The 11785-nt window shown below is 54.2% G+C and carries 15 protein-coding genes and 1 pseudogene; 10 read left to right on the top strand and 6 right to left on the bottom strand.

The window, feature by feature from the left end; genetic code table 11:
- Nucleotides 1-196: 196 nt before the first annotated feature.
- From PSAKL28_RS17020 to PSAKL28_RS17005, 3 genes and pseudogenes are all read right to left on the bottom strand, one after another.
- Nucleotides 197-921: pseudogene (locus PSAKL28_RS17020) on the bottom strand (tyrosine-type recombinase/integrase); the annotation flags it as partial.
- 535 nt (nucleotides 922-1456) lie between these two features.
- Nucleotides 1457-1765 carry an LIM domain-containing protein gene (locus PSAKL28_RS17015; protein ID WP_038612749.1) on the bottom strand — a complete coding sequence of 103 codons (309 nt, stop codon included), beginning with the start codon at nucleotides 1763-1765 and terminating at the stop codon, nucleotides 1457-1459.
- 590 nt (nucleotides 1766-2355) lie between these two features.
- The gene (locus PSAKL28_RS17005) at nucleotides 2356-2601 is read right to left on the bottom strand and encodes a hypothetical protein (RefSeq protein ID WP_038612745.1); all 246 of its coding nucleotides are present in this window, start codon (nucleotides 2599-2601) and stop codon (nucleotides 2356-2358) included.
- Between the two features lie 769 nt (nucleotides 2602-3370).
- Between PSAKL28_RS17005 and PSAKL28_RS17000 the strand changes: the two genes are divergently transcribed.
- The 3 genes from PSAKL28_RS17000 to PSAKL28_RS16995 all read left to right on the top strand — a co-directional run bounded on the left by PSAKL28_RS17000 (nucleotide 3371) and on the right by PSAKL28_RS16995 (nucleotide 4802).
- Nucleotides 3371-3652: a hypothetical protein gene (locus tag PSAKL28_RS17000; RefSeq protein ID WP_157687047.1), complete on the top strand. Its 282-nt coding sequence runs from the start codon at nucleotides 3371-3373 to the stop codon at nucleotides 3650-3652.
- A gap of 170 nt (nucleotides 3653-3822) precedes the next feature.
- Complete coding sequence (locus PSAKL28_RS28290; protein ID WP_075226566.1) at nucleotides 3823-4191, top strand: hypothetical protein; 369 nt, start codon at nucleotides 3823-3825, stop codon at nucleotides 4189-4191.
- Between the two features lie 212 nt (nucleotides 4192-4403).
- Complete coding sequence (locus tag PSAKL28_RS16995) at nucleotides 4404-4802, top strand: hypothetical protein (protein ID WP_038612740.1); 399 nt, start codon at nucleotides 4404-4406, stop codon at nucleotides 4800-4802.
- 24 nt (nucleotides 4803-4826) lie between these two features.
- On the opposite strand, the gene PSAKL28_RS16990 is transcribed toward PSAKL28_RS16995, so the two are convergent.
- Nucleotides 4827-5768 (bottom strand): universal stress protein, encoded by a 942-nt coding sequence (locus PSAKL28_RS16990; RefSeq protein WP_038612738.1) that lies wholly within the window; start codon nucleotides 5766-5768, stop codon nucleotides 4827-4829.
- Nucleotides 5769-6301: 533 nt separating this feature from the next.
- Here PSAKL28_RS16990 and PSAKL28_RS28285 point away from each other — a divergent pair.
- The 4 genes from PSAKL28_RS28285 (at nucleotide 6302) to PSAKL28_RS16970 (ending at nucleotide 9324) form a co-directional block, all read left to right on the top strand.
- Nucleotides 6302-6739: a hypothetical protein gene (locus PSAKL28_RS28285; RefSeq protein WP_075226564.1), complete on the top strand. Its 438-nt coding sequence runs from the start codon at nucleotides 6302-6304 to the stop codon at nucleotides 6737-6739.
- A gap of 188 nt (nucleotides 6740-6927) precedes the next feature.
- Nucleotides 6928-7119: a hypothetical protein gene (locus PSAKL28_RS16980; protein WP_038612733.1), complete on the top strand. Its 192-nt coding sequence runs from the start codon at nucleotides 6928-6930 to the stop codon at nucleotides 7117-7119.
- 141 nt (nucleotides 7120-7260) lie between these two features.
- A complete protein-coding gene (locus tag PSAKL28_RS16975) occupies nucleotides 7261-7707 on the top strand; it encodes an anti-virulence regulator CigR family protein (protein WP_038612731.1) in 447 nt (148 codons plus the stop codon).
- A gap of 168 nt (nucleotides 7708-7875) precedes the next feature.
- A complete protein-coding gene (locus tag PSAKL28_RS16970) occupies nucleotides 7876-9324 on the top strand; it encodes a sensor histidine kinase (protein WP_038612729.1) in 1449 nt (482 codons plus the stop codon).
- 94 nt (nucleotides 9325-9418) lie between these two features.
- Here the strand turns inward: PSAKL28_RS16970 and osmE are convergent, their stop codons facing one another.
- Nucleotides 9419-9781, bottom strand: coding sequence for an osmotically-inducible lipoprotein OsmE (osmE, locus tag PSAKL28_RS16965; protein WP_038612727.1), 363 nt, complete (start codon nucleotides 9779-9781; stop codon nucleotides 9419-9421).
- A gap of 123 nt (nucleotides 9782-9904) precedes the next feature.
- Here osmE and PSAKL28_RS16960 point away from each other — a divergent pair, with 123 nt between their 5' ends.
- The 3 genes from PSAKL28_RS16960 (at nucleotide 9905) to PSAKL28_RS16950 (ending at nucleotide 11300) form a co-directional block, all read left to right on the top strand.
- Entirely contained in the window at nucleotides 9905-10183 is a 279-nt protein-coding gene (locus tag PSAKL28_RS16960) for a hypothetical protein (RefSeq protein ID WP_157687046.1), read from the top strand.
- A 104-nt stretch (nucleotides 10184-10287) separates the two neighbouring features.
- A complete protein-coding gene (locus tag PSAKL28_RS16955; RefSeq protein WP_038612723.1) occupies nucleotides 10288-10863 on the top strand; it encodes a DUF8453 domain-containing protein in 576 nt (191 codons plus the stop codon).
- A gap of 17 nt (nucleotides 10864-10880) precedes the next feature.
- The gene (locus tag PSAKL28_RS16950; protein ID WP_038612721.1) at nucleotides 10881-11300 is read left to right on the top strand and encodes an MAPEG family protein; all 420 of its coding nucleotides are present in this window, start codon (nucleotides 10881-10883) and stop codon (nucleotides 11298-11300) included.
- An 8-nt stretch (nucleotides 11301-11308) separates the two neighbouring features.
- On the opposite strand, the gene PSAKL28_RS16945 is transcribed toward PSAKL28_RS16950, so the two are convergent.
- Nucleotides 11309-11782 (bottom strand): copper chaperone PCu(A)C, encoded by a 474-nt coding sequence (locus PSAKL28_RS16945; protein ID WP_038612719.1) that lies wholly within the window; start codon nucleotides 11780-11782, stop codon nucleotides 11309-11311.
- Between the last annotated feature and the right edge of the window lie 3 nt (nucleotides 11783-11785).

Genomic DNA, 11785 nt, shown 5'->3' with positions numbered 1-11785 from the left:
ATGTGGTGCAAGGGTGCAGCGGGCTGGCGTCTTCGTACCGGTCTTGAAAACCGTCGATGGGCAACTATCCTAGAGTTCGAATCTCTACGCTTCCGCCATATTCAAAGCCCTGATTATTCAGGGCTTTTTGCGTTTATGGGGGCGAGAAAAGCCCCTGCCAAACTTAGGCAAAAGCCTAAGAGTTCCGAAACTTTTCTTATTTTGACGGTTTTGCGATAGCCCCAACTCGGCGATAGACCCGTTCGGTGATATCGCCCTTGGTATGGCCCAAGAGCAGGCTGACGTCCTCGATGTCCTTGATTTCGGATGCTGCTTTCGGGCGGATGTCTCGGAACTGGAACTGTGTAATTCGAGATGCCAAGAGACTGTCGCCTTCCTCCATCGCTGCCGATCTGGCCAGCGCCCGAGCCTCGTCCCAGCGATTGCGCAGCATCGACGCAGACATGCGCTTACCTCGCCCACTGACTATCAGATAGCTGGAGCTGTGCCCCTGGTTCCGCGCGGCCATCTGTTTGATCAGCTTGCCCAGGCTGTTATCTATGCCGTCCACCGTGAGCATGATGCGCGGCTTCTTGTGTGTCTTGTTCTGCTGCACAACCAGATAGCCGCCCTCGATATCGTCCTTCCTCATCACCAGTACGTCCGCAGGACGCTGGCCTGTCCCATAGCGTCCTTCAATTCCGGCACTGACTTCCGATACACCGCGCCCCATACCGCATCATTGGCGTAGAAGTCGCGAGGCATCTCTTTGTTCTTGCGAACGCCTTGGCACGGGTTCTCCTTTGCCGTCAGCCCCCATTCCCTGGCCATGTTGAATACGTGTGAGAGGGTGGCGATCTCGCGATTCGCCCGTACTTTCGCTGATCTGGCGTCGCGGTACTGCGCAATCATTGCTGGCGTGAGCGCATCGATTGGCGGCGACGTGCCCGGTAGCACCAGCCTGGGTGATGCAGGAACCGTCGAACTCAGTCGAGAAACTGGACAAGCTGTTCTCGATTTACGGAGAGACCTCATCGCCGACCAAGCAGCCTTGAGGGCGGTGCAGACGTGTATCAGGGATGTCTGCCAGCGACCCTAGGAGGCTCGGGTTTCGCTTTGTCTTTTTTCGGCCAACTCTTTTTGACGGTTCTTCTTATCCAATCGGTAGCCCCACCAGAGTGTGGCGATACCGAAAACAACCAGCAGTGCTATTTGATATATGGGCACTGTTTTCTCCTTAAAAAATTAGACACGCAGAAGGATTCGGCTGCGAAGTGCAAAATTTTTCCGAAGTGCTCAAGTGCGTGACGAGTGAGCGGCGATTTGATGGGGGTATTGATCAGGGCCTAAAGAAAAAAAAGACCTGCGAGCAGGCCTGTGGTGGCCTGCTGCAATAACGTTCAGGAGTAGCGAGAGCAATAGTAATTTTTCTGGTTGTTTTTATAGGTTTTTAGGTTATTGCTCTCTTTGGAGCCCTTTATTGTTTTTCAGATGCGCTTCGGCAGCTCTCGCAGCGCCATCCTTTGTAATGCTCGGACTTCTCAAGGGCTGTAACCAATTCACGACCGCCTATAATATTTTGGCAGTTGTTATGTTTTTCATTTGGTTTTTTCATACCCTCGCATTTTTTTTGCAGGAAGGGGCTTACCACTGCCTGTTGCCTTGACGAAAGCGCTCTAAATCCCTTGTCGACGGCTAGCTGGGCGTAGCTTTGTACGCTCGGCTTTTCACCTTGGAAAGCGTTCTGCGCGATAAGGGCCGAGAAAATCTCTCGCTCGATAGTCATTCGTTAATCCTTTATTCAACCAACAAGTTTGCTCATGTTGTTTCTTGTGCTGAGCAATGCGAAAGCATACGTTACCATTGGGTGGGGCTTTAATGAACTGGGTTTCCATCCAGCTATAAAAGGCAAGGTTTCTCATTTTTGCGCAGTAAATGTTGGTTTCTTGGTGTTTAGAATATTTCAAGAGGTCTTTGTTACAATTTATTTCTTATTCGAAGAGTCGGAGAAGTTTCACTTTGCGCTTTAATGGGGGAGTGCGTCGAGCGAAATTTCCAGTATTTCGCGATAAATCTAAGGGTGACGATACTCTTTATGAGCTTCTATTTTTTATAAGAGATGCACTGTGCTAATAGTAAATTTCCGCCATTTTCTCTCGCGGGCTGTCGACCAAATTTGCACGGTTGGTACTGTCTGCGAGGCGACCTATACTGCCCTGACCAATTAACAGGGAGCTGAATCATGGATGACCTGAACGAAAAGATCGCCGCTGGTGAGCCGCTGACGCGGCAGGCGATGGGTGCGCTCTACCGATACAACGAGTCCAAAGGCCGTGCCGCCTCAGGTGGATGAGCGGCCAGTCAGCTGTTGACTCTTCAGGTCCGTGATTTCCACGTAGCGCTGGATAGGTCCCGAGTGAGCTGCTTGACCCTGCCGTTCAATTGCGCGACCTGCTCGGCCTGACCGAGGTTGATCACCACCAGCTTCTCAATGTTCTTCCGTGCCCGGGAGAGGTCGTGCTGCAGCTGCTCATTCTCTCCCTGGAGGAGGAGTGCGTGTTGCTCAAGCATCTCCATGGGCGTGGGCATGTCCAGCGAAAAGCTGTCGTCGTCGATGATCATGATGTCACCTGCTGATACTGTTTGAATGTACAGTATTCGGGGCAGGGTGAATCTGGCCAGCTCGGGGAGACGAACTGGTCCGGGTTGCGAGCAGGCAATCGCCATCCTCCAGTGCAGCCGATTTGGCAAGGTCTCTCGCGTCGTCCCAACGGTTGCGCAGCATTGAGGCTGACATCCTTTTCCTCTATCGCTGACAATCAGGTAGTCACCCTCGATAGCCCCTGGCCTTGTAGACGGTCAGCTCGGCCAGTCCTTTCTCCGAGAGAATTTCGGTTTCCATGGGATGGGCTCCACGCCGCGTATGGCGGCAGATCCTCGCCCGCGCATGTCGGCGGGCTGTACACTGAGTGTGAATTTATGAAGCCATCCAGGGATATAGAATGAAAGCCAAGGGAAAATGGTCGTCACCAGGTGTGCTGCTCCAATATCTGCCAGCTGCTGTAGGCTGAGGCCTTTATGGTGCTGGTGTAGTAGGTATTTGGGGGATGCTCGCAATCATGGCGTTGCCAAATCTGGCTCTTATTGCCTTCAGGTACATTCGTCTAAGTCGGGCAGGTTGAAGCTTCTGAAAAAGGGTCTAACGCGGGCTTGAGATGTGGGGAGATTTAGGGTTTTCCTGCTGGCGGCCGCGTGATGGCAAAATCTAGCTTCCATCAAGAAAGAGTGATTTATAGAAGCCTGGGCCGTTGGTTTGATTGGGGCATTAGTAGGTTCAGCAAGCTCGTTTGCCGGAATCTGGGTTCAAAGCCGATACCAACACCGAAGAGCGATGGCAAAAATGGTGAAGGAGTCGGCCGTAAAGGGTCGAGATGACCTCGTCGACTGGTCGGTGAAAACGGGCCGAGGCGGCCCCATCCCGCCCGTTGTGCTTTTCGTTCACTACCACACCGAGCTGTTCAAGCTGATGGGCAAAGGGCAGTTGACCCAAAAGCGTCTGAAGAAACGTCACGACGCGAACAAAGAGATGTGGCAACTGATCCATCAGATGGACGAGCAACGCCGCGCCTGGCTCATGCTGATGACTTGTTTCATTCAACCTCCTCCTACCTAATTCAGATTCAGAGTAGTAAATATAGCTAACTAGAATACTTTCCTGTTTCCAACGGGGCTAGTATTTGCAGGTGATGCAGTGTCTCGATATTCAGTGTGGCTATAATTAAAAAGGGCTTTTCTCATCCGAAACTATCCATGGTTTTTAACGGGGGTGGTCGGAGGTGTCGCATGAAGAGCTCAAGGTCGGTCATCCGTGGAGTGGCAGTGTCTTTTTTGATGACTTTTTTCCTGGCTGGTTGCGCCCAGAATCCTGATGTCCGCATTGGCCATGATCATATCTCTGGTACTATCGCGAAGAGTCCGCCAGATTATATGGTGTGCGTTCAAGATGAACTTCGAGGGAGTTCAAGTACGTACGTGGTAAAGGAGAACAACTCGCTCAAGCTATTTGTTGAAAATACCAACCCAGATAAAGCAAGTGGCCTTGTTGAGGTCTACGGTTCCGGGAGTCAGTATCAATATTCCGCCTACCAAAGAGATGCCTGGTATGACCATGGAAGGCTTCTCGATGCCGCGTATGTGTGTTCAAGAACATAAGTTGTGGTTAGAGATAACTTACGAAGGCAACAGGAGGGCATGGTTGAATCCGTTCATGGGCGTAGCGGGCGCCACCATTTTAGGCGTGCGCCAGCAGTAGCCGAGAAGCCCAGCCCCGCGCTGGGCTTTTTGTATCTGGATCACCTGTGAACACCACGCTACAGTGCTGGGAAGGGCAGATAACGCCCAAATCACGAACAAGGAGGTTGCGTATGCTTGCGAAGCTGTTGGTGACAGTTGGAATCGTCTTTTACGCCGTGGTCGTACCGGTCCTTGAGATCAACGACACTCATGTTTTCAACCAGGCTTGGGCGCCACACGCTCGGCTGCATGAAACTTGGCAGTTATTTACGAACACGGCGCTTGGCGCTTTCAGTGTCTGGCTTGTGTGGGGCAAAGATAACCTCAAACTGGCGAGCCTGCTCACTGTGTTCGTAACCGGTGGGTTCTTGATGGCTTACTGGCTCCGGGATGGATACGGTGGTTCGATGGTGCTCTCGGACGGCTCAGAGAAAATGATCCTGGGGGTTAATCTCGGCCTTTTTGCATACACGCTGGCTATCTTGCTGGCGGGTATTGCTGTTGCCGTTGAGTGGCGGAAAGCTAGCTGACAGACCGGGAACGTTAACTTACGGCTACGAATCTCGACGATGGTGATGATGATTGTGATGGTTATAGGGCCAGGAGGACGCGGCAATATCGGCCGATAGACTTGACGGTGGGGCAGCCAGTTCTTCCAGGTGAGTGATAATGTCGTCCGGTTTGAGTACCAGTATGTCGCAGTCGAGTGTGTCCAGAATCATTTCGGCGGTGTTGCCGATCAAGGCGCCGCTGAGTCCGGTACGGGCTACGCTGCCGATCACCGTTAGCGCCGCTTCGAGTTTGTGCGCCAAGTACGGGATGAGCACCTCTGCCGGGCCTTCCTCGATATGCAGGTGTTCGTCGCTGATGTGGAATTCGGCCTGGAACTTCTTGCATTGCTCGCTATAGAAAGCCTGAATGCTCTCTTTGATTTGAAACATCGGGTCGCTCGCCGAGAGCATGGGGTAGGGGTGGGCGCTCATCATGTGTAGAGCGCCGCCGGCCAGTTGCGCGATGTCGTATCCGTGGCTGACAATGCCAGAATGAAGGACCCGATGCTCCACGTCATTATTACCGACATCGACGGCCGCAAGAATGGTGCTACCGGTCCAGGGCCTGGCTGTTTTTACCATGAGCACCGGGCTGGGGCAGTACCGCAGTAGTTTCCAGTCCTCAGGGGTGAGAAGTGGCTTCATCAGTGGCTTATCGGGTAGGTGCTGGGTGATTACAAGTCCGCAGCCTTGCGCTTGTTGAGCGGCGATGATGGTTTTGTGTGAGCTGCCATGCCAGGCCTGTTGAACGCTGATGCTATAGCCCTCATTTTCCATAGAACTCTGCATGTCGTTCAAGTAGGCAGAGTGATGATTGCCTTTGCAACAAACCAACAGGTGCAAGTGCGACTGAGTAGCACTGGCAATCATTCTGGCTCGGTTCAGGATCTGATCCGTGGACTTATGCGAATCCACCACCACCAAGCTGCTGCGAACTGTGTGCATGATCGTCTTCCTGTGCGTGAGTACAGTTTTATACAGGGGTACGCGCGGCGCTTGGCCAGTGCCCCCGTTGTTCGCCAACCCTTGTTGCACACGCTTACTAATGACCTCATGCACACGACAGCAAAAGTAGAATCTCGCCCGCTCAACTCAATTGTTGATGATTGAATTGAGTGGGCATTAGTAGCCACGGAACGCACCGCTATTTCAAGCGTGCAAAATATATTCTCCAATGCTTATAGCTGGAAGTGCGACTAAGTTATCGCCCCGAGAGGACGGTGTGTGAGCAGCTCAATGGCCAAACATTATGCTCGCTAATGTGCTTGAAGATTGGGATTTCGGACGGTGAGTTAGTTTGTTTTTAGCTAAGCGAGGTAATGATTAACAAGTGTTTGATCTTATGCGGGTAGCTTCGGAATTTGCAGGCAGCTGATCTGCGGTTTTCGAATAGTGCATTTCGTCGGCAGCTCAAGAACTTCATGGGGTGTGGCAGGTCTTAGCTGATACTCAATCCTACCTGTGGAGCCGTACAAAAAATGAAGAAAACCATGGCCGTGCTTGCCTGTGCATTTCTGCTGGGAACTACAGCGCTGTTGCCGGCCGATATTTCTCCTATCGGCTCAGCGTATGCAAAGGGTAACGGGGGCGGTGGTGGCCACGGTGGTGGAAATGGCGGTGGACATGGTGGCGGCATGGGCGCAGGAAATGGCGGCCATGGTGGTAAAAGCAATGGTGGCGGTTTTGCAGGCGATCATTCCGGTAAGGCGACGCGAGATCACGGCGTAAGTGGTAACCACTACGGCAGCAATCGCAACGACGATAATGGCCATGGTACCGCCACTTCCGGCATTGCTCATTCCAAGGACACCCGCGGCTTGTCCAAGTCAACCGCAGTATCATCTACCACACCGGGTGATCACAATGCGAAAGGGCTGAGCAACGCGGTCAGATCGTCCTCGAAAAATGACCGGTGATACCTTTGGCTCTTGAGTAGCCATGTCGATCTGAACACTTCATTGAAGCCCGGCCCCGCGCTGGGCTTTTTACATCTGACGCCCTCAATTCCCGAACCCCGCACAGTTCGCCGACTATCTCCAGCACCGCGGGTTACTCGCAATCCAGGCGTAAAATAGCAGTGCTACCTCATCAGAAGGAGCCGCACATGGATACCGACCAGCTGAATCAACCGTCGCCGGCGCAAGCCGTTTGGGATCAGTACTTCTGCGCTGCGTTGATTGCGGAAAGCAATCTGACTGCACCGGTTGTAGGAGGAGCCACTCACGAAGACAGGCAAAATCTGCTGATTGAACGGGCCAAGGCGCTTGCCGACAAGATGATGGAAAACAGAAAATAACCTCAGCCCAGCCTTCGCGCTGGGCTTTCATGCCTGGCGATAAGAGACTATTGCTGATGCTTCGGCATTTGCCTGGGAGTGAACTTTTCTAGTCAGTATCATCTACATTGCAGGGAACATTCCCTTTCCGAGAGAACGTAAATGTTCAGACCCAAGTCAGTGATAGCGGTACTTACCAGCCTCGCACTCGTAGCAGGATCTGCTGGTGCGTTGGCCGACCCGGGTGGAAATGGCCAAGGGAACGGCAAGGGTAATTCGCAAAAAGCCCAGGGCCACAGCGGCCAGGGCAAAGAGAAGGCCTCCGACTGGAGCCATGGGCCTAGCATTGACCGTGGCAGCGTGCTCAGTGTGCTGACGAGCTACCGTGACTATTGGAGCCCTGGGGCTGCGTTGCCTCCTGGCATCCAGAAGAACTTAGCCCGAGGGAAGCCTTTGCCACCTGGAATCGCGAAGAAGCTCGATGGCAGGCTGTTGGGGCATCTGCCGCGTTACGATGGCTACGAGTGGCAGCAAGCCGGGACGGATCTGATTCTGGTCGCTATTGCGACAGGCATTATTTACGAAGTGCTCAATGGCGCTCTGGACTAGGAGCCGGACCACTTCTTTTTACAGGCTGGAGAGGGCAATTCATTCCACTGGACTGGTCGATGCCACTGAAATGTACGGCTAAAGTGTAGATAGCGTTGGTGTCTGTCTGGACCGCCGACTATCAAGGACGTTGTAATCGTTGCTGTTTACACTTGGCGAGTCTCTTTTATGAATGCAGCGTCATTCTGGTCCAGATACTTTCCTGTTCGAAGCGTTACATCAAGCGATTCCGCTGAGCAGTTCGATCTGTTGCGTTGGTTCTCGGTCATCAGCTTTCTCATCATTGGCGCCGTTGCCATTGGCCTCGGCTCGCTGTCGACGCGTTTTCTGATGAACGAAAGCCTCGAGCGCGATGCGCTGTTGTCGGCTCAGTTCATTCAGGCGGTGGCGGTCGGCGAAATCCGCCATCACGACCTCTCGGGCATGCAGATGGGGGCGGTGCTGGCGCCATCGGTGTATGGCATGTTGAACGAGGAAACAGCGCTTAACCGGGGGCGTGCACGTTCCGAGTTTCTCGACCATCTCGCCCACCTTCCGGACATTCTGTTGGCAACCATCTATTCGCCCGACAGGGTGGTTGTCTGGTCAACCAATCCGATATTGGTGGGGCGCAAGATTGTGGGGGATGCCGCACTTGAGGCCGCTTTTACCTCCAGGGGCCGCGTTTCGGCGAGGTATAACGAAGTTGAGGATGGGCGGATCGAGCAGCAGTTTATCCACCCTCCACAGGAGTTCTTTATCGAGAACTACATTCCGCTGATTGACGAACAAGGCAATGTTCTGGCGATGGTGGAAATTTATAAAGAACCGGTGGACTTGATCGAGCGGGTCAATCGGGGCTTTCGCTTGATCTGGATGGCCACGGCGCTGGGCGGGCTGGGCATTTACTTCGGGCTGTTCTGGATCGTCTGGCGCGCATCGAAGTTACTGGCCTCCCAGCAGAATCAACTGGTGGCCAACAAGACCTACGGCGGCCTGGTGGAAATGTCGACCGCAGTCGCGCATAGCATGCGTAACCCGTTGGCAAGCATCCGCACCAGCGCCGAGCTTGCGCAAAGTATGGAGGGGCAACCGGCCGCGAAAAATATTGCCGATATCGTCAGTCAGGTTGACCGCATGTCGATCTGGGTAAGGGATTTGCTGCTGTGTTTGCGACCGTTGCGCGGCGAGTCGGAACAGGTTGACCTGGTCGGCGCGGTTCATTCGGTATTGAGTGCCTTTGAGCAGCAGATAGCCTACTCGAAAGTCCAGGTAGCGTTTGATTCCGGGCCCACGCCGCTGGTGGTGAGTCACCAACTGTTGCTTGCACAGGTGCTCAACAGCGTGATTGCCAATGCTATTGAAGCAATGCCCGATGGCGGCCGGCTGGCGATCAGCACCAGCCTGTCTGCAGACGGGCAAAAGCTCTATCTCTCGATCAACGACAGCGGTAAAGGCATGACCCGCCAGCAGGAAATGATGGCCTTCAAGTCGTTCTACACCACCAAACTGGGCGGGCTGGGAATCGGTTTGATTATGGTCAAGCAGATCATGGAGCGCTTTGGCGGGGAGGTCAGTCTCAGTAGCCAGGAGCAGGCGGGGACCAGTGTTTGTCTGTGCTTCAAGGTTGCGAGCTGAGAACTTGCGGTTAAACCTTGGTTTCGGCAGATCAATGCGAGCCCGCACTTGGCGGGCTCGCTTGTAGTTGAAGCCTGATGTTGGCACAGCAGCGCTAATAACCCGATCCTCCGTAGCCCCCCATGTTGCTGGGCGCTTCCCTGGACTTCTGCTGGGCGCGGCTCCATTCTGCGCAGGTCATGAAACTTGTGTGGTCCACTTTCCCCGCGCCATCGAAGCTGACATGGTAAGGCTGCTTTTTGCCGGCTTGGGTGAGCATATAGTCGAAACAGGTACCGGGTACCACGGTACGCTGGGTTTCTGATAGTGGCTTGCCGCCAATGTTCTGGACCCGTTCTTTGTCCATGCCTGTCTCGACCTTTGCAACCAGTGGCTGGTCACGATAGACATAGGCGTCAGTAGCGCAGCCACTTGCTGCCGATAGCATGGCGACCAGCGCGAAGATAGCTTTGTTCATGGCAGTGCTCCCGGAAGTGAGCATCGTAAAGAAACGCCTGGGCACATCAGTTAAAGTAAAGCCGAGTGCCGCAAGGCGCGCCAAATTTGCGGGCGAGAGATTCAAATGCACGGAGCAGGGATGGTGGGGGACCTGTTGGTCCTGGGTTTTTACATGAGCGGTGCAGTGATCTGGATGTACTTCTGGTTGCTGTGCTTTGCTCATCGAAATGCATTGTTCGGGCCGATGACCGGCGTTAAATGGCTGGTACTGATTGTCGCATGCAGCTGTACTACAGCAGTTGGCCTGTATCTGGCTGCCGTTGAAACATTCACTCGAGACAATGCCGATTGGTGGCTGGTGATTGGCGCTGCCGTGATCCCGTTGATTGGCATTCAGGGTATTCGCCGCAAGCTTAAATAGGCCAGCCCCAGCACTGGCCGATGCGCTACCGACGTCTTGCTATGCTTGTTCAGGCAACGGTAAGCGCGCGAGTCTGAGGTTACGACAGCGCCGGGATGGGCCACATGGAACCTATACAGGATTATGTGGTGTACGTCGTAACGGCCCAGGAAGGCTGGTTGTCCGAGGTGTCAACGCTGTTGACGGCCTTGGCAGCGTTTGCTTCGGTGTTCGTCGCCTGTATCGCCATACGCTTCAGTGCCAGGCAAAGAAAGATGCAAGAGCGGCACAATCGACGGATGGCAACACCACACCTGTCTGCCTGGAGCAGCACCGACGTCAAGACCAGGTCCTACTGTTTCACCCTGGAAAACAATGGGCTGGGGCCGGCCATCATTCGTGAAGTGTCCCTCTGGGTCGACGGCACGCAACTGCAGGGTGAGGGGCCGGATCTGCTCGAAGCGGCCAGCAGCATGTTGCTCGGGGATATTCCCTATGAACAACATGCCGAATTGTTCATCGTCGGCGAATTCATTGCGCCGGGTAAAAAATTCAACACCACGACAGTGATGCTGGAAGACCATGAGCCAGCGGCGGTCATGGCTATTGGCAAGGGGCGATTACGCCTGCTGATTCGCTACGACAGTATCCTTGGCGACTCGTATGTCTACGATTCGGATCGCTGGCGGGATCGTCAGTGATCATTGAGGGAAGTCCGATGACAAGTCCAAGTGCGATCGTGTTGGCCGGATTCATTGCGTGGGCGTTGGCGCTACTCGTTCTGATGGAGCTGCTGCGAGGTTATCTCGTGCTGTTCAAAGGTGTGCCGGCCAATCAATTTACCCCGGACAACGCCACGCTTTCTCCCTTCATGCAGCGCCTGGCGCGGGCGCACGCGAACTGTGTGGAAGGGCTGCCGATTTTTGCTGGCCTGCTGGTACTGGCCTTGCTCACCGGGCAAACAGCGATCACCGACCCACTGGCCTACACGTTTCTTGTCGCGCGACTGATTCAGTCGTGCATTCATCTGGCTTCTCAAAGTGTTGCGGCGGTCTTTTGCCGGTTTGCCGCGTTCGCTGTACAGCTGGCGATTGCCGTTTATTGGGTCGTCCGGTTCTTGGCCCTGGCCAGCGGCTAACCAGGCAATCAGTGAACGTGAGCGGTGTCTTGACTGGCCTGTGCGTCGGCCGGCAGAACCTTGACCAGCACTTCAATCGTGCCTGCCTTTTCGAACTCCAGCGTCAGCGGGAACTGCTCGCCGGCTTTCAGTGGTTGTTCCATTCCCGACAACATCACATGGTTGGCACCGGGTTGGAACGTCACCTCGGTATGCGCAGGAATGTCCATGCCGGCAACATGCTGCATGTTCATCATGCCGTCATTGCTGGATTGGGTATGCAGTCTGGATGTTTGCGCACGAGGGCTGCTGACCGCGATCAGGCGATCCGTTTCGCTCCCTTGATTGTGCACGGTGAAATAAGCCGAGCCGCCAGGAAGGTCGACGGGCAGCTCACGCGACCATGGTTGAGAGATCTGCAACTCGCCGACCTGATAGTCATGCGCAAAACACAGGGTGCTACTGGCGAGCAGTGTGCAAAGCAGCAATAGACGGTTAATCATGGC

It is taken from the genome of Pseudomonas alkylphenolica, assembly GCF_000746525.1.
Lineage (GTDB): Bacteria > Pseudomonadota > Gammaproteobacteria > Pseudomonadales > Pseudomonadaceae > Aquipseudomonas > Aquipseudomonas alkylphenolica.
Note: the sequence above shows the minus strand (reverse complement) of the source record. Positions and strands in the feature narration are given on the sequence as shown.

Bases quoted from the DNA above. Each gene is read 5' to 3' on its own strand.
- PSAKL28_RS28290 (WP_075226566.1), top strand. From the start codon at position 3,823: ATGAAGAGCTCAAGGTCGGTCATCCGTGGAGTGGCAGTGTCTTTTTTG.
- PSAKL28_RS16955 (WP_038612723.1), top strand. From the start codon at position 10,288: ATGGAACCTATACAGGATTATGTGGTGTACGTCGTAACGGCCCAGGAA.
- PSAKL28_RS17000 (WP_157687047.1), top strand. From the start codon at position 3,371: ATGGCAAAAATGGTGAAGGAGTCGGCCGTAAAGGGTCGAGATGACCTC.
- PSAKL28_RS16950 (WP_038612721.1), top strand. From the start codon at position 10,881: ATGACAAGTCCAAGTGCGATCGTGTTGGCCGGATTCATTGCGTGGGCG.
- osmE (WP_038612727.1), bottom strand. From the start codon at position 9,781: ATGAACAAAGCTATCTTCGCGCTGGTCGCCATGCTATCGGCAGCAAGT.
- PSAKL28_RS16975 (WP_038612731.1), top strand. From the start codon at position 7,261: ATGTTCAGACCCAAGTCAGTGATAGCGGTACTTACCAGCCTCGCACTC.
- PSAKL28_RS17005 (WP_038612745.1), bottom strand. From the start codon at position 2,601: ATGATCATCGACGACGACAGCTTTTCGCTGGACATGCCCACGCCCATG.
- PSAKL28_RS28285 (WP_075226564.1), top strand. From the start codon at position 6,302: ATGAAGAAAACCATGGCCGTGCTTGCCTGTGCATTTCTGCTGGGAACT.
- PSAKL28_RS17015 (WP_038612749.1), bottom strand. From the start codon at position 1,765: ATGACTATCGAGCGAGAGATTTTCTCGGCCCTTATCGCGCAGAACGCT.
- PSAKL28_RS16945 (WP_038612719.1), bottom strand. From the start codon at position 11,782: ATGATTAACCGTCTATTGCTGCTTTGCACACTGCTCGCCAGTAGCACC.
- PSAKL28_RS16980 (WP_038612733.1), top strand. From the start codon at position 6,928: ATGGATACCGACCAGCTGAATCAACCGTCGCCGGCGCAAGCCGTTTGG.
- PSAKL28_RS16990 (WP_038612738.1), bottom strand. From the start codon at position 5,768: ATGCACACAGTTCGCAGCAGCTTGGTGGTGGTGGATTCGCATAAGTCC.
- PSAKL28_RS16995 (WP_038612740.1), top strand. From the start codon at position 4,404: ATGCTTGCGAAGCTGTTGGTGACAGTTGGAATCGTCTTTTACGCCGTG.
- PSAKL28_RS16970 (WP_038612729.1), top strand. From the start codon at position 7,876: ATGAATGCAGCGTCATTCTGGTCCAGATACTTTCCTGTTCGAAGCGTT.